At 37.6% G+C, this 16,460-nt stretch carries 13 protein-coding genes; 4 read left to right on the plus strand and 9 right to left on the minus strand.

Going from position 1 to position 16,460, the window contains the following annotated elements; genetic code table 11:
- Position 1 precedes the first annotated feature (1 nt).
- A complete protein-coding gene (locus tag NYE33_RS33525) occupies positions 2 to 2,488 on the minus strand; it encodes an AAA family ATPase (protein WP_341069602.1) in 2,487 nt (828 codons plus the stop codon).
- 5 nt (positions 2,489 to 2,493) lie between these two features.
- Positions 2,494 to 2,922 carry a hypothetical protein gene (locus tag NYE33_RS33530; protein WP_341069605.1) on the minus strand — a complete coding sequence of 143 codons (429 nt, stop codon included), beginning with the start codon at positions 2,920 to 2,922 and terminating at the stop codon, positions 2,494 to 2,496.
- Positions 2,923 to 3,065: 143 nt separating this feature from the next.
- Here NYE33_RS33530 and NYE33_RS33535 point away from each other — a divergent pair, with 143 nt between their 5' ends.
- A complete protein-coding gene (locus tag NYE33_RS33535; RefSeq protein ID WP_341069608.1) occupies positions 3,066 to 3,413 on the plus strand; it encodes a helix-turn-helix domain-containing protein in 348 nt (115 codons plus the stop codon).
- A gap of 31 nt (positions 3,414 to 3,444) precedes the next feature.
- Here the strand turns inward: NYE33_RS33535 and NYE33_RS33540 are convergent, their stop codons facing one another.
- The 5 genes from NYE33_RS33540 to NYE33_RS33560 form a co-directional block, all read right to left on the minus strand.
- Positions 3,445 to 4,629 carry a DUF4062 domain-containing protein gene (locus NYE33_RS33540; RefSeq protein WP_341069611.1) on the minus strand — a complete coding sequence of 395 codons (1,185 nt, stop codon included), beginning with the start codon at positions 4,627 to 4,629 and terminating at the stop codon, positions 3,445 to 3,447.
- Between the two features lie 65 nt (positions 4,630 to 4,694).
- Positions 4,695 to 5,825, minus strand: a complete 1,131-nt coding sequence (locus NYE33_RS33545) for a DUF4062 domain-containing protein (protein ID WP_341069613.1) — start codon at positions 5,823 to 5,825, stop codon at positions 4,695 to 4,697.
- 15 nt (positions 5,826 to 5,840) lie between these two features.
- Entirely contained in the window at positions 5,841 to 8,777 is a 2,937-nt protein-coding gene (locus NYE33_RS33550; protein ID WP_341069616.1) for a UvrD-helicase domain-containing protein, read from the minus strand.
- A 190-nt stretch (positions 8,778 to 8,967) separates the two neighbouring features.
- Positions 8,968 to 9,600: a hypothetical protein gene (locus NYE33_RS33555; RefSeq protein WP_341069617.1), complete on the minus strand. Its 633-nt coding sequence runs from the start codon at positions 9,598 to 9,600 to the stop codon at positions 8,968 to 8,970.
- A gap of 15 nt (positions 9,601 to 9,615) precedes the next feature.
- On the minus strand, positions 9,616 to 10,425 hold the full coding sequence (locus NYE33_RS33560; RefSeq protein ID WP_341069620.1) for a toll/interleukin-1 receptor domain-containing protein: 810 nt from the start codon (positions 10,423 to 10,425) through the stop codon (positions 9,616 to 9,618).
- 226 nt (positions 10,426 to 10,651) lie between these two features.
- On the opposite strand from NYE33_RS33560, the gene NYE33_RS33565 reads away from it, so the two are divergent.
- Genes NYE33_RS33565 through NYE33_RS33575 form a run of 3 tightly spaced genes read left to right on the plus strand, consistent with a single transcriptional unit; the run spans position 10,652 to position 14,831 of the window.
- The gene (locus NYE33_RS33565) at positions 10,652 to 12,649 is read left to right on the plus strand and encodes an ATP-dependent nuclease (RefSeq protein WP_341069622.1); all 1,998 of its coding nucleotides are present in this window, start codon (positions 10,652 to 10,654) and stop codon (positions 12,647 to 12,649) included.
- A 2-nt stretch (positions 12,650 to 12,651) separates the two neighbouring features.
- Entirely contained in the window at positions 12,652 to 14,454 is a 1,803-nt protein-coding gene (locus tag NYE33_RS33570; RefSeq protein WP_341069625.1) for an ATP-dependent helicase, read from the plus strand.
- A 38-nt stretch (positions 14,455 to 14,492) separates the two neighbouring features.
- Positions 14,493 to 14,831 carry a hypothetical protein gene (locus NYE33_RS33575; protein ID WP_341069627.1) on the plus strand — a complete coding sequence of 113 codons (339 nt, stop codon included), beginning with the start codon at positions 14,493 to 14,495 and terminating at the stop codon, positions 14,829 to 14,831.
- Positions 14,832 to 14,894: 63 nt separating this feature from the next.
- Here NYE33_RS33575 and NYE33_RS33580 read toward each other — a convergent pair whose 3' ends face one another.
- Both NYE33_RS33580 and NYE33_RS33585 read right to left on the minus strand, forming a co-directional pair.
- On the minus strand, positions 14,895 to 15,446 hold the full coding sequence (locus NYE33_RS33580; RefSeq protein ID WP_341069629.1) for a hypothetical protein: 552 nt from the start codon (positions 15,444 to 15,446) through the stop codon (positions 14,895 to 14,897).
- Positions 15,439 to 16,224, minus strand: a complete 786-nt coding sequence (locus NYE33_RS33585; protein WP_341069632.1) for a hypothetical protein — start codon at positions 16,222 to 16,224, stop codon at positions 15,439 to 15,441. The genes NYE33_RS33580 and NYE33_RS33585 overlap by 8 nt, the downstream gene beginning before the upstream one ends.
- Positions 16,225 to 16,460 lie beyond the last annotated feature (236 nt).

A 16,460-nucleotide genomic window follows, 5' to 3' on the forward strand; every position in this document is an offset into this window, starting at 1 on the left:
TTTACATGTGACGGAACGCTGCCACCATATCCTCGGCTTCAATGACCATGAGATCCTGGCTGCGCGTAAGGGCGAGGCGGTTGTTTTGGGCCATTCGCACCTTCTCGACGAGGTTACGTGCCCAGCGGCCGTTGCCCTCCAGCACACCGCCCGCCTGGTCGGCAAGGGCAAACGTCTGCTGCTCTAATACCTCTACGGCTTCAACCGTCAGGACAAACTGCTTGGAAGAAAACGAACGTTTTACGATGTCGACGATCTCATCCGCCGCATAGTCAGTAAAGGTAAAGCGAAACGGGATTCGTGAATGTAGTCCTGGATTTAAGGAAAGCAGTTCTTGCATCTCCTTATTGTAGCCTGCCAATATGACCACGAGTTCGCCTCGCTGATCTTCCATCGCCTTGACGAGGACATCGATGGCCTCGCGGCCAAAATCATTCGGAGATTCGGAGCGTGCTAAAGCATAGGCTTCATCAATAAAGAGGATGCCACCTTTCGCGCGATTGATTAATTCTTTCATGTTGGCCTCGGTGTGGCCGATATAGCGGCCAACGATGCCCGCACGATCTGTCTCTACTACATGGCCATTAGCAAGAAGACCCAGTCCGTTTAGGAATTTCCCGATAATGTGCGCAACCGTGGTTTTGCCTGTCCCAGGCGAACCCTCGAACATCATATGCATGCTAATCTTTTCCGTGGTTAATCCTTGCTGCATCCGTTTTTGTTCCAATTCCACGTGATGGAGGAGGCTTTGGACCTGTTCTTTTAACGAAACAAGGCCAACCATGGCCCGAAGTTCCTGCAAGGCTTCTTCCCGAAGCTCGCGCTTACCGATAGCCGCAGGATCAATCTCTTGTTTTCCGTACTTTCGAGGCATACCTGCGGCTAGTCGTAGATCATCTGGCAAGATTTTTCCGATATACCGATCAGTATTTTCGCTTGACACGCGTACATTGTGCTCTTTAATGACACGTTCGACAAAGTTTCGTGCCCAGCGACCATTCCCTTGAATCAATCCATTACGGTGACAGAAGTTTACGATCTCTTGGATCTCATCTTTAATTAAGTGGCAATCGTAGCCTTTGGCTTGTAGCATCGTGAACACGATCTGTCCAATCTCCAGAGGTGTATAATCCGAAAATGCAAAGGTATACGGCACACGAGAGCGGAAGCCTTGGTTCATCTCCAGGAAACGTTCCATATCGCTAGAATACCCCGCCATGATGACCACAAGATGCTCCCGATAATCCTCCATGGCCTTGATCAGCACATCAATGGCTTCTTTGCCGAAATCACTCGGGGAGTCCGATTTAGCTAGCGCATACGCTTCATCAATAAACAAAACCCCGCCCCAAGCTTGTTCAAGCAGATCGATCATATTCTCTTCTGTGGCGCCGACGTGAGTACCGACAATGCTAGACCGATCGGCTTCGATCAACACCTGCTCTTCAATCAAGTTCATTCCATACAATAAATGGACCATGATACGTGCCATTTCCGTCTTGCCTGTGCCTGGTGGTCCTGAAAAGATCATATGTAACGTGGGTTTCGTCGAAGTGATCTTTCCCAGCCGCTGAGTAATCAGGTGTCCCTGCATTTGCTTAATAAAGCTTTGAATTTCAGCCTTTAGCGGAGCTAGCCCCACCATCTGGTCCAGTGTTGCAAGTGCCTCTTGCAGTACCTGATCACGATCATGAAGACTTTCATTCCCGTCTTCATCATCATATTGATTTTCTTCTATGAGAGTTTCCTCGTCCTCATCCTCTTCATACACGTGCTGCTCAGGCGGTGCTGGCTTTGCAAGCGCAGAAGCCGTGGCCGCTGTTTGAGTCTGTGATGGCGCTACCGTTCGCTGAACAGGGCGTGAAGGAGGCCGTGTAATGACCTGTTCAGGTGCTTCCTTCTGAGGGGATTTTGCTGCCTGATAGGCAGCCATTCTCGCGCGGTTCACCAACTGCGCAAATAGCCAGCCCCCAAGCAAAATGAAAAGCCCTCGCCAGCTAAGCGCAATGGTTTCCACAGACTCAACATAGAACGGATACACGAGTACATCCCAACCACTACCAATCAGCTCTACCTTGTTCATGAGCATCACTGAAAAACCATACATGACGATCCAGTAGGAAAGCATCAATCCTGTGAGGAACGTAGAATCGAGGTTTTGATATCGCTGCCGTGCTGTTGCAATGATAACAGCAACCGCAGCGGCCGCTATGGCCATTGTCAAACTTAATAGGGCGAACCCTACACTAAAGGCAAGAATTCCATAAGCAATAATTGCGCATCCTTCTGCCATTCGTCGATGAAAAGAAGGTCCTGACAAAAACACGAAGAGCGCCGTTGAACCATAACAAGCAAAAAGCATTTCCGCATTCTCCATTGAAGGATCAGCGGAAAAGAGACCTAATAAGGCCATGAATGCATAAGTGACGGTTAACGCTAAAATCAAACGATTAGATACGATGAGTAGACGATCACACTTTGTTTTCATCTGTCTTATCCTTCGTTCTGATGAATCACTCGACGGGTTTCTTGGACCACTTTCCATTCTTTTATCGTCTTCACGATCGAAAAAGGAGCAATGATCCAGCCAGCCAATAACGTCAATATGGCCCGAAATGGATTTGAAAGGAAGGAGCCAAAAAAGTGATACGCCCACGGCAAACTAAAACCAAGGTAGGCGTAACCCAATTTCTCCCCCATTCCTGATGCTGAAGTCATGCCTCCGTACACGCCCAGCGCGGCAAAGATAAATGCAATCACAAAGCTACCTATGATTCGTTGTTGAACACGCTCGTTACTCTCCAGTAAACACTTCTCACATTGCATGACCGTAAATTGTTCCGAACAAGTGGAACACATCCCTTTTGAGCAGCTATGACACTGCACAACTGCCCCTTTTCCCTGGTGTTTGTAACATTCCATCCGATATCCCCCTTGAACATATTCCTTCAATTCCCAACTAGTGTAGCACATTGTTCCTATAGGGTTCCATAAATAAATATGTACCTTTCAGTCCGTTTTTGTGAACAGATTAATTCTTTAGACTCAAAGTATGGGAGGGACGTATGGACATTCTAGAAGCGATCGGAAAGCGGATACGTGAAATAAGACTGGAAAAACATTGGACGCAGGAAAAGCTCGGTGAAGTCATCGGAGTCTCCTATAGTTATGTCGGCAGAATTGAACGGGGACAGAAAAACATCTCGCTTCAAACTTTAGAAAAAATCGCTAAAGCCCTAGAGGTAAATGAAGCAGAATTCTTTACATACTCCCATACTGAGAAACTCAATCCAAGTGAAAAAATGAAAGAGATTCAAGAGATAAACTTCATGCTATACAAGCAGGATCTTCAATCCATTCTAAGAATTAAGCCTGTTTTACAGGAGATGTTAAAGCAGATGAAAAAAAAATAAGCGCTTGGCGACTGCCAAGTGCTTATTTTTTTCATAGTATTCTCAATAGATCCAGCATATCGCTCCCTTTAACCGTAATATCAATTTCTTTGAAATCTATCGAGTCCACGCTATCTTCATAATCTACATCTTTCGAATGAGCTGTAATAATGGCTTTATTACTTATGAATATTAAACCTTTCTGTTCCAAGTCCCACAAAAAATTCACCAGTTGAATTTCACTTCTTAAATCTGGATATTTCTTTTTGAAATCAATAAACCTCAATCCTCTACTTGAAGAAATAGAAAGTTGTTTCAAGGTATATATCTCAAATTCTGAAAGTTCCTCTAAAATCTCACGATATTTTTCAATAAGAACGTAACCTTTGTGAGTCATGCTTAAATCGTCAAGACTGGATTCATATCGGATTAGATTGTTTTTCGCTAAAAAGGCGGAAATATGTTCGTTTTCTTTCTTTCCTAATCCTATTAAATTTGCCAAAGTATACTTTGATGCTACCTGATACTTATCCCCGTCGAGCATTTTATAGAGATGCGCAAGGTATTGCAGATATTCTCCCTGAATTGGTATCTCAGTTATTATTTCTTCAGATCCAAATATTGTGGGTTGAGTCTGAACTTGTGACGACACAGCTTTCTTTACTTTCTGTTGTGGACTAGCAACTCTATTTTTCAGTCTTATATTTTCCTCTTTCAGTTTTTCAAAATCTGCGCCTGGAACCCATCCATGCAGATTGGGGTAGCGGCCTAAGATATCGTTGAGCGCACCGTGTATTGCTAACTTTATATCTTTGTTATCTACAAAAATTCTTGCAATTCGGCTTAAAACCTCAGTTTTAAACTCTTTCCATTTTTGATAATACTCGCGCTCAATAAAATTAATATTCTCTTTTCCTTTACGCTCAATCGCCTCATCTGATATAACAATAGCAAATCTGGGCTTGCCTACTTGGCCTGCGTAATCGTATTCCCAATGAGTATAACTCTTCTGAGTTGAAGGTTCCAAGCTACCATAACGTGCACCCAGTATGAGCAAGTACACATCAGATTCATCAATCCAGCGTTGTATTGTATCTTTTTGAGATTGAGAACCTGCTTGAAAAAGTTCCATTCCTGCTGGAATGTGCCCTGCGTCCAGTATGGCTTGAACGGCTGCTTGCCGTTCTTCTAATAGGTCTGTGTAAGTAGATGAAATAAAAACTTGCAATTTCTTCATTAAATCCCCCCACTACTCAATATTATTAAGATAAAATGAGAATTAATTACTATGAGTTTATTGTGTTAACCATCAATTAATTGCATTAATTCTGTACCTTCTAAAGTAAGACTGATATTAGCGAAATTGACTGAAGTAATTACATTATTGTCGCTAAAAAAGGGATTTTCTAAATAGCAAATTAGTCCATCGTCTTTCAAATTAACTACTGAGCGCGCTACATCGGTATAGTCTTCCAATTGTGGGAACACAGTTTTAAACTCAAGGAATAAAATATTTTCCCCCTTTGCTCTGTTTAATCTTCTCATGATGTATTTTTCAAGTTTTGTAACTAACTCATATAAATTTATATTTTTTTCAGCTATACGGATTCCTCTCTCAGTAAGTGTATCGGTATTAATGGTATTTCTTGCTAAATAACTGTATTTCAGCAGGTATTTATGTGCTTTTTCAATTTCATTCACATGAAAATGGAGTTCTTGCCCAATAGTATGTATATTAACAGGATATTTCAAATGCATTTTATACATGTGTATCAGAATCGGTACATATCGTCCATTTAATTCTCTCACATATGTTAGATGATCATTCTTTTTAATCGGCGTTACTTTCGTTTCTCTTAGTTTTTGATTTTCAACTTGTAAAACATCCCGAAGCGCTTCTAACACCTGGTATTTCGCTTCAAATTCTCCCGATATCCAACCAGTTAAATACGGAAACTCTTCTTGTATTTTTGTAATTGCTCCAAGAACAGCTATTTTAATATCTTTGGTATCATTAAATTGACGAGACATATGGCTTAATACTTCTTGTTTAAAAGCTTGATATTTCGTGTAGTTTTCCTGTTCAATAAATTTTGAACCTTCCTTCGCTTTCATTTCATAAGCTTCTTCGGAAATGTAAACTGCGAATCGAGGTTTACCCGCATCTCCTGCGTAATCATATTCCCAATGAGTATAACTTTTCTCTGAAAGAGGCTCAATACTTCCATAACGGCTTCCTAAGATAAGTAAATACACATCCGATTCGTCAATCCAACGTTGGATCGTATCTCTTTGTGATTTCGAACCTGCTTGAAAGAGCTCCATTCCTGCAGGAATATGACCCGCCTCCAAAACTGCTTCAACCGCTGCTTGCCGTTCTGCAATTAAGTCAATATATGTAGATGAAATGAAAACTTGTAATTTCTTTTTCAAAATTATAACCCCCAACTAAATTGTTCTTATATATTCCTGTATATAGCGACAATTGTGTTTAAAATTTGTGCATCCATAAAACGGCCCTCGTGAACCTTTTCTATAGACTAAAAATCCCCCACATCGCGGACAAACCCTTGGCTTTTTTAAGATTTCAATATACCCATTGGTATAATCACAGCCAGGATAATTGGTACATCCCAAAAATGTCGTATTCCCCACCCTACGCGTTAAATGCCCCGTTTTGCATCTAGGACACTTAGGGTTCTCCCCTACACTTACTTCTTGCGTCACTAATTGATACGGAATCTTATCCTTCTCGATCAGCTCTTTCACAAAAACAGACATGCGCTGCTCAGAGGTCAGAATATACACGGAGTTTCGTGTACGCGTTAGTGCCACGTAGAAAAGACGTCGTTCTTCTGCAAATTCAAATACCTCTTGATCCGTCAGTACCCAAGAAAGCACAGGATCATCCGCGATTTTATTTGGAAATCCCACGAAACTGTTATCCGCGTTCAGCAAAATAACATGATCTTCTTCTAAGCCCTTTGATTTATGCGTCGTCAAAAATGGGAGCTGAAGCTCGTGATACTTTGAATAGGTAATCTGATTCTTTTCAGCATTCAAATAAAATTCAGGGTCCTCATTTAAGAACTGGATATCGAAGCCGTTTCTCCCCAACAGAAGAATCTTTGCCTTTTTACCATAGTCCTTCACAATGCGTTCAATGGCCACACGAAGGGCTATCCCCTTATCCTTTTGGTATCCCAATATCTGAATGGGCTCAGGATTTTGATGGTTGGATTTCAGTTCCTTTCGGAGCTGACTTTTATTCCGCATCACAAATCGTCCAGCCACATCTACAAGCTGCTGTGAGTTCCGATACGTCTGCTCGATCTTCATCAGCTCATAGACACCAAAATACTGGTCAAATTGGGTGAACAGTTGAAGATCACTACCCGCAAACCGATAGATCCCCTGCCAGTCATCACCCACACACATGACTTTCGCCTGGGTTTGATCACGAATCGCCTGAATCAACCCAAAACGGCTTTTCGAAATATCCTGATACTCATCAATGATGATATACGTATAAGGAAAACGCTGATTCTTTCGCCGCACGGTATCTGTCGCTTGGTTGATCATGTCGTTGAAATCGATACTGGGTATCTTCTTTAAATGATCTTGGTAGTAGGTGTAGATGGGCCGCACCAACGATAAGAACAAATCCATCCGTCGCTTTAGAAAAGGAATATCACGTTTATCCTGGTTTTGCTGAACAAAAATCTGAAGCTGATCTTCTTTAAAGCCACTGGACTTAAACAAGCTGATGAACGTCGCAATCAGCTTCACAAACTCCTTAAAATACTTATCCTGATTTTCTCTATAAACGCTATTGAAAATGGACAGATAATCAGCTTCTTTAAATTTGACGCCGTGCGCGAGTAATTGCTCCTTTAGATTTTCGAGCAGTATCCCCTGCTTATTGTAGTACGAATAAGTTTCAATTAGTTTCGTCTCTTGAGCTGCATGTTGTGCCCTTTTCCACCGCATTCCCTCTCGGTACTTTTCCTCTTCGATCGGGCTTAACCACGGTGTACGCTCCTTCTCATCCACACCGAAATGTTCAATATAGAGATCATATCCTGGGAGATAAAAATCGGGTTTGTACTGCCGATATTGTTCATTCCTCGTGTCTAGGGGATAATTTCGTTCATATTCGTATTCCACACAATTCAGAAACAGAAAGTTTGCAATCAGTGTCTCTTCAAAGCTTTTGACTGATTCGCCTGCTAAAGTTTTCATTTGACTTCGCTGCGCTTTCACTGTCTGGCTTGTATAGTTCGATTTATCCATCTTTCCCTTTAGCGTTTCAAAATCGATATTGCGATGGAAATCGTGATATTCTCCCAAATTTTCAAAATCGGAATAGTCCTTTGGAATACTCAAATAATATCCAAAAAATTCGATGAGATGGCGTATCTGCTGTCCATCTTCGAATATTTGATCTTTCATATACGATTGGATGACTTGATCTAGGCCATTAAAAATATCGGGCTTGGCCTGTTGATCCTTAGCTAAGATCTCAAGCCCAAGGGCATGAAATGTTTTCGCTTCTACAGGAATTCCAAGGCGATGCTTAATTCGTTCTGTCATTTCAAGCGCTGATTTTTTGGTAAAGGAAATCAGCAGAATTTCTTCTGGCTTTACGCCTTTACGCTCCACCAAGTGCTTTACTTTGCCCGCAATCGTTAACGTTTTTCCACTACCTGCTCCTGCCAAAACTAAGTTGCTGTCTTCATCAGTAACGACAGCGATTCGCTGCTGTGCATCTAAGGATTTTCCGTCAATATCAGCTAGGAGATTCTCTGCCTCCAGCAGTTCTCTCTGAATATATGCTTTGTTCCAATCTGAACGATATTGATTTAGTTTTTTGTAAATATCGATGCTTTCCGCCGTTGACTCGGAAATTCCGCTGATATCTCCCACATTGAAGTAATCAAACGTGTCTTTATATTGAGAAGCCAAATTAGTTGCCACCGAATGGGTTACATACTCTTTCCGAACACTCTGAATATCCAACAAAAAAGTCGCAACACGTTCCGTTTGTGCTGAAATTTCTTTATTTAATTGTTCAATGCGAGAGCAAAGCTCAGAGTACCTGCTCCAGTACTTTTCTTTCTGAAATTGAAATAAGGCATTTATTTTTAAGTATCGAGGATCATGATTACGTTCTATGGGTACTGATTTAAAATAACGCTCAAGCTTCGGGTTTATTATGTAAAGTAAATCCTGAGTATAATATTGATGCATTAGTTTTGATGTTGAATTTGCGACTTGTTCTTCCGATATGAAAAATCTCTGTAAAGAGAACTCTTCAAACCGCTTTTGTAATCTTATATCTGAGCCTGAAATAAGTTTTAATTGATAGTCAAGCTGCTTCAACATTTTATTCCATTTCCTATTTTTAAAATAGGTTATTATCCATGAAATCAAGTTGCATCACATTACCCTTCAAATTACAAAATAGAATTTAAAATCTTTAATCATTAACAATAAAGAAAAAGCGCCGTAAGGCGCTTTTAGTATTTAAGAGATAGGCCTACCCCAACAACTTACCTTTAATCAATTACTCCATCTATATTAATATATCTCTGGGGGCATTCATCTCAGTTTGCGAGATCCAATCAGCAACTCTATTCAGCATATCTTGTACTTGATCATGGCTAAGACCCTCATCTTTGGCAATAGTCCATACTGAGGCCATGTAGCTATCTACATTTCTAGGAAAAGAAATACTGTCTTGTACCATAGATCCGTAGAGAACATTGCTCTCATATAAACCGTCTTCTCCTTTGTACGACATATGGTCAATAAACCACCCCTTTGCAGTACGAGTGAGAGTATATTTATCATGATGTCCCCAACGACTCGAATATACATTAAATTCAAATTCATCATTTAAAGTATGGTCAATAGGATCATCATTTGCTGATGTATCTTCTATATATTTCAGTAAGTCTTCAGTAGGATGAATGTGGTTATAAAACTCTGGATCATCGGGTTGCATTCCACGATTCTCAATCATATATTGATGATGCTTAGGACGAGGTGATAGTTGCATATGAAGGTCGTGAGCTGCTTTTTTCATTTTTTCAAATGCGATATTAATTTTTTCTCTATCCGAACTCTGCCATTTCCTTACTATCGCAAGATTCTCTATAATCTCTTTTTTCAGTACTTCTTGTGCTGGATTTAAAGTTACTTTCATTATTTCAATCCCCTTTTACCCATAATATGGAGTATAACTAAATTCTATTTCATTCTCTGGATTTTGAGTTGGTGCATATCTAGAATCTTTTTTTTGAGTGCTGATAAAGATAATTCTGTTTTCGCCACTGTAAAGCAATTGATTATATGATTCGTCCTCGTACAATAAAGAATTCCCATAATTGTCTTTTAAATTGACTTTAATTGAATTAAATTCAATTGGATATGTTAAATTGTTTATTGTTCTTATTGCAATTCTAATATTCTGTTCTGGTAGAATTCTAACTGATTCCAACTGAACTTTCACGAATGAATTCTGTTCTAACTCAACACGCGCAGCATCTTTTATTCTTTTCAAAGAAGTATCACGAACACTTTCCCAAATATTATCATTTATTTTTATATGAAATTCATCTAAAATCAGCATTTTGAAATCATTGAGATTTGATTTATCGTCTAATTTAAGTGCATTCCGAGAAGGATCGATTGCGCCTGCAATTTGTTTATAAGAAAAGTTAGGCGTTATAAAAGTAGAATATCTTTTATTCTGAACCCAAGTTGCCCCCATTTCATTTAAACACGCATAACTAGCGTAATAATTATTAGAAAGAACATAAATAACCCATACATTCCCTCTAAGTTCTTGTTTTAAATAATCGTATATATTCACGTCTGGTGGTATATTGTGTCCAGGATATGAAGAACAAATGATTCTAACATCGTTTTCCTCTACTGCGGTTACCTTTATTATATTTACTAATTCATGTACGTACACTGAATCCTTATGCGAATGGCTAATTAGTATAGTGTCAATTGGTTGTGTCATATGTACTCCTTTTTTAAAAACTTAGTTTTAGAATTATTATCAACACCATAATTACACACACTTAATTCCCATAATTAAAACCTTCATTATCATCTATTATAATCCATTTTATTCCTATGGTATAGATCAACCTAAGATTCCAAATATATGTTTTCCCAAAATATAATATGGTCTATAATTTTGTTAGGCTGATTCTTTAGTCACAAAATAGCAGAGGAGTCTTTGTATGAAGTCACCCTATATTTCACGCATAAAGATAAAAAACTTTCGGAATTTTAAGGATATAGATGTTTCGCTAAGCCATAAACAAGTAATTATCGGCGAAAATAATATTGGTAAAACAAATCTAATCCGCGCCATACAACTTATTTTAGATCCTAGACTGAGCGATGCCGATCGTCAACTGGTCGAATCCGATTTTTTTAACGGCCTGGAAAGTCCAATGAAAAGCGGAGAAGAAATTGAAGTTTTAATTGAAGTGCAGGGGTTCGAAAACAATAAAACACTCCTTGCTGTTTTATCAGATGCTACTGTCTCCAAAATACCGCCAACCTTAAGACTTACCTATAGGTATTATCCTATTGAAAGGGGTGATGGTTCTTATGAGTATATGTTTACTATTTACCAGGGCGAGGATGAAACTAATTTATTCACCCATCGGCAAAGAAAGTATTTTAATATTCGAGTCATTAGTGCACTACGAGATGTCGAAAGTGAAATGAAAAATTCAAAAAAATCACCAATTACAGAACTTTTGAAGGAATATGATTTTGATAAAAATGAATTAGAAGTAATTACTCAGAACTTAAAATCACATAGTAATGAACTACTAACCATGGATGAAGTTCAAGACCTAGTGGTCAATATTAATTCAAGATTCAGTAAAGTCATTGGAGTCCAACCTGATTCCGAGCTTCACCTTGAAACAATGGATTTTAATCCTAACAGAATCTTAAATACACTTAAACTAATGATGGGACAGAATAAAAGACCCACAAGCGAAACAAGTATGGGTTTAACCAACATTTTATATATATCCTTAATTCTTCTTTCACTTGAGGACAAAACTGTACCTAGCTATCTTAAATCAAGTCATTATCATGCTTTACTTGCTCTCGATGATTCGGAAATCGTTGAAGATTCTTATGAAAAGACATCCAAAGGGAACTATACATTGAAGAATGAAATTGAAGAAGATACATTTGCTCAGTTGTATACTTTTATGGATAATTCCAGTCAAAATCCAAAAGGATTTACTTTGCTCGCTTTAGAAGAACCTGAAGCTCATTTACATCCTACACTTCAGCGCATTATCTACAAAGATGTTATGCATGGCGATTCCTCCATTTTGATGACTACCCATTCTCCACATGTAACATCAGTAGCCCCTATAGATTCTATAGTGCATTTACGCTGGACAAATGGTGGAACTAAGGTTACGACAACTTCAAATGTAGAATTAACATCTACTGAAAAACATGATTTAGAACGATATCTTGATGTTAAACGTGGTGAATTCTATTTTGGTAAAGGGGTTATTTTGGTGGAAGGAATAGCCGAAGAATACTTAATCCCTAAATTTGCAGAGCTATTAGAAAAGCCTCTAGACTTGAAAGGGATTCTGGTCTGTAATATTAACTCCACAGACTTCACTCCTTATATAAAATATTTAGATGGACTTGGGATTCCATATGTTTGTATAACAGATGGTGATTATTATATAAATGTTTTAGATGATAAGAAAAATGACGGATCATTCGTAAAGAAGTTCCATACAATCTGGAATGATAAAGACCCTGAACACAAATCATTTTTTTATCATGGATATGATAACGTAAATAAAATACTTATCAATCTCGGAAAAATAACAGATCAAACATATTTAAATGATGCAAGCTTATTTGCTGAACATAGCTTCTATATAGGTTGGTATACTCTTGAAACAGATATTATGCTTAGTTCATTTTCCGATCCTCTTGCCCGCAAAACTATATACAGTACATTTAATGAACTAACATCAGGTGGAGATCAACAAAAGCTTAACTTTAAAACAGAACTCGAAAATGGAAAATATGATGCTTGCCTTAGAAAAATTGAAAATAGTGATAACGGTATTGGGAAAGGCCGTTTCGCTCAGCGGCTATCAACAAAATGCCAAAAATCTCATATTCCAAAATATGTGCAATTGGCAATCGAAAATATCTATGAAAAAGTGGATGCTTAAAAATGAACTACTACAATCAAAAACTTGCTGAAATTAAACGGGACCCTTATCAAGATCAGGCGTTTAACTCCACTAATAGTACTGTTGTCATTGCTGGACCAGGAAGTGGAAAGACTACTGTTTTAACCTTAAAAATTATGAATCTTCTTCAAGAAACGATAAATGAACCCAGAGGTCTTGCTTGCGTAACGTATAATAGAGCAGCCGCTAAAGAATTTAATGATCGACTACGTTCATATGGTTATAAAGAAAGAACAAATGTATTTTTAGGTACTGTGCATTCGTTCTGTATTGCTGAAGTCATAAAACCATTCGCTCATCTTTTTGATTACTCTATTCCTATGCCACTAAAAATAATCTCACAAAAAGATAAGTTGCGAATTTTTAACGAGGTGCGTACGACTTTGAACTTAGATGTTCGCTCTTTATCCATCGAAGAGATGGATAAAGAGCGAACCTTAGGTATAACAGGATTAAGTAGAGTTAACGTTCCACGTTATGATACAGGACTAATGGCCGCTGTAGAATATGAAACTAGACTGCATGCCTTAGGTAAAGTGGACTATATCGATATAGTCAAATACGCTACCTTAATTATTCAGAATGAAAAGTATGTAAGAGATTGCTTAGAAGCAAAATTTCCGTGGATTTTAATCGATGAATACCAAGACTTAGGGAAGCCGTTACATGAGATGATCCTTTCCATATTCAATTCAACAAATATTAAAATTTTTGCAGTAGGCGACCCTAATCAGTCGATCTATAGTTTTAATGGAGCGATCCCTCATTATCTCCTGGAGTTATATGATATGCCTAATATAAATTCCATAAAATTATTAACCAACTTCAGAAGTAACCAAGGAATCATTAATGCATATCAACTCGCCTTGCCACCAGCAAGTGTTGCAAATTATAGAGCTGGTACAAGAATTGATGAAGATGCTGAGTTCAACTTTGTTACCTGCTCCAGGGGCATAGAGGACCAGTTCAAGGAAGTAGTTCAGTCAATTATTCCAAATTGTCTTCAGGAAGGTATTCCCTTCAATGAGATCTGCGTTTTGGTTGGAAATAATAATTATGCCAAACGACTGAGCGAACTATTTCAGGAAGCCGATATTCCTTATTACCTTAATAAACGCAAGGATTTCGAAATAACAGAAATAGTTCGCTGGTTAATTCAATGCGCCTCTTGGAGTATTGATTTAGGAAACGATTCTTTCACCAAATTGTATGAGTTCTGGGCTAATTTGTTCATACAGCACAACGGATACTCTATAATGGACAGCTTAATGGAAAAGAAAGTATTTTACGATGCCTTATGTACAAGTCAACAACACTCTGAAAGCCTTTCTCGCTGGCTTGTCTGGATCGAGGAAAAGTTGTCTTTAAAGAATACCTTAACAGACTCTGCTGCTTACCCCGATGAAAACGAAAATCTAACTACATTAATGGAGTTAGCGGCAAATGGTGAATTCAGGGAATTTTCCGTTGAAAAGTTTGTGAAAATTTTAAAAGTTGATAATCAGGTGACGATTTCAACCAGGCATAGTTCTAAAGGACTTGAGTTTGAAGTAATTATCCTCTTAGGATTAGAAGAGGAAAACTTTCCGTCTTATCGGAGTATCCAAAGTGTTGATCCTAACAAGATGGAAGAAGAATATAGAGTGTTTTTTGTTTGTATCAGTCGAGCAAAAAGGGTGTGTTATTTACTACGCTCTTTAACAGAACAAAATCAGTGGGGGCGAGTTTTTAATAAGCAGCCTTCTAGATTCTGGACGATGCTTTACGATGTTTACGGAAACTGATGTTGTAATTATCAAGATAGGAAATAGGAGCTGAAAATATGCAACAATTACCTAAAGTTTCTTCTTTACGCGATGCTGTACAAACTGTTATTTCTAGTAATAAGAAAGATGGCTATCCTCCTACCCGTTTTATTCAGATGACAAGCGTTAATGACGCTGAGTTAACGGGTGTATGCAGCAAAGTGATCATGAAGCCCGAATCCTTAACAGCCCTATATATGGCCATTTGTGGTAACCATCCCGAATTACTCACAATAGAAGATTTTGTTGCTGTATACGGTGAGGCTTGGGGTTTCCATACCGACATTATTAAAGAAGCTCAACGTCGTAAAAATCAATTTGATGAATGGGCAAAATGTACACGTTACATTCAATAGCTTTCATCATATAAAAAATCACGGGCAATTTAAATCGCTCGTGATTTTTTTATATACTTATTACTATTTGGCTTCATGTTCTAATTTTCTTTCGTGATACTCTTTTTCTTTTTGACAAATAAAAATCCAATAAAATTCAGATTTTTCCTTGAGTGCATTTTCTAATCTAAATGAAAATGGAAACTCTGATAACTCCACATTGAGTTTATCTAGACTTTTTCTTATCATATCCATTTTATTATAGAAATCATAAAAATTAAAATCTTCCTTTCCTTCACTCAAACTACGATGATGTTTTTCTAGATCATTTAAAATTTGTCTAAGCACTGAAATTGCCTTTTCTTGATCTTTGTTTTTCCGATTCCATAAATCCACACCTATTGCGAGTGCAGAGAAAAACAATATCAACAAAGCTAACAATATCTTAACTAGCTCAGAGAAAAAAGAAGAATATAGCGACGTTAACTGTATCATACCAATAAAAAGGATAATTACACTTGTGATTAGTGGAAATATGCTATAAAACAAGATACCTCTTTGATACTTGATGATCTTGCGAGCAACAGAAAAAGATTCAATTGTGAGTCGCTCATATGCACGAAAATAGTTATTCATTAATTTCCACCTCAGTTACTAAAACCTCATCGATGGATGTATCATCGGGATTGTTAGGTTCCCCTCCTAAATGATTCTTTAACAATTTCAAAATATGCGAAATTTCTTGTCTATAATCCAATGAAATCTCCAGAGATTGAACTTCTACTAAAAATTCATAATATTTAATATAATAATCATCATTAACCTTTTCTTTTTTATAAAAAAAATTTGATGCTCTGGACGACAATTTATATTCCTCTTGGGATAATAAACTTTCCAGATGCCTAGCAAAGTAAGGAAGTACGTTTAACGATTCAATCTTACCCCACTGTATAGTAAACGACCTAACTAAATCATCTAATAATTGCGACTTGCTTACATATAGCATTTCAGTATTAGAATATTCACTAGATACGATCTCAACCACTTCAATCCCCTTAATTACACCATCCCTCACTCTGAAAACATTCCATCCTCTATTCAGATAAATCTTGAGGACTTCTAATTGTTCTCGTTTTGAATTGGAATTTTTCTTATACGTAAGAATCATTATAAGTAAAGGTAGTATATAGCCTAACATACTTTCAATAATTACAATTATTTGTCCAGGTCCTACTATTTCAAAGTAAAAGGGAGTGTGAAAGAATACACTAACGCTATATAGAAAGAGCTCAATAAAAAACTGATTGTATGATCCTTGAATACGGTTAGACACATCAAACGATTTTAGCATATCGAAAGTTATATTATTGATTTTCCCATCAATTAAAGTTTGTAGATCAGATATTGCAATCATTAAATAAAAGAATGAAAACATAATAATAAACGAAAATGAAATTATAGAAATATTCAATAACATTTTGTATAATAATTTTTTCTCATCTCGAAATAAAAACCTTAACATGAAAAAAAGAAATAGAACTATACCAAAAACGAGTGGCAACATTCCATACATATCAGAGTACGTCATACAATACCTCATTAGCTTATTTTTTTAAAAGTTACTTTTTTTCACATAGTTTCTTTGATATC

Origin of the sequence: Paenibacillus sp. FSL R10-2199 (assembly GCF_038000235.1) — a bacterium.
Lineage (GTDB): Bacteria > Bacillota > Bacilli > Paenibacillales > Paenibacillaceae > Paenibacillus_AQ > Paenibacillus_AQ phytohabitans.

Bases quoted from the DNA above. Each gene is read 5' to 3' on its own strand.
- NYE33_RS33525 (WP_341069602.1), bottom strand. From the start codon at position 2,488: ATGAAAACAAAGTGTGATCGTCTACTCATCGTATCTAATCGTTTGATT.
- NYE33_RS33530 (WP_341069605.1), bottom strand. From the start codon at position 2,922: ATGGAATGTTACAAACACCAGGGAAAAGGGGCAGTTGTGCAGTGTCAT.
- NYE33_RS33535 (WP_341069608.1), top strand. From the start codon at position 3,066: ATGGACATTCTAGAAGCGATCGGAAAGCGGATACGTGAAATAAGACTG.
- NYE33_RS33540 (WP_341069611.1), bottom strand. From the start codon at position 4,629: ATGAAGAAATTGCAAGTTTTTATTTCATCTACTTACACAGACCTATTA.
- NYE33_RS33550 (WP_341069616.1), bottom strand. From the start codon at position 8,777: ATGTTGAAGCAGCTTGACTATCAATTAAAACTTATTTCAGGCTCAGAT.
- NYE33_RS33555 (WP_341069617.1), bottom strand. From the start codon at position 9,600: ATGAAAGTAACTTTAAATCCAGCACAAGAAGTACTGAAAAAAGAGATT.
- NYE33_RS33560 (WP_341069620.1), bottom strand. From the start codon at position 10,425: ATGACACAACCAATTGACACTATACTAATTAGCCATTCGCATAAGGAT.
- NYE33_RS33565 (WP_341069622.1), top strand. From the start codon at position 10,652: ATGAAGTCACCCTATATTTCACGCATAAAGATAAAAAACTTTCGGAAT.
- NYE33_RS33570 (WP_341069625.1), top strand. From the start codon at position 12,652: ATGAACTACTACAATCAAAAACTTGCTGAAATTAAACGGGACCCTTAT.
- NYE33_RS33575 (WP_341069627.1), top strand. From the start codon at position 14,493: ATGCAACAATTACCTAAAGTTTCTTCTTTACGCGATGCTGTACAAACT.
- NYE33_RS33580 (WP_341069629.1), bottom strand. From the start codon at position 15,446: ATGAATAACTATTTTCGTGCATATGAGCGACTCACAATTGAATCTTTT.
- NYE33_RS33585 (WP_341069632.1), bottom strand. From the start codon at position 16,224: ATGATTGCAATATCTGATCTACAAACTTTAATTGATGGGAAAATCAAT.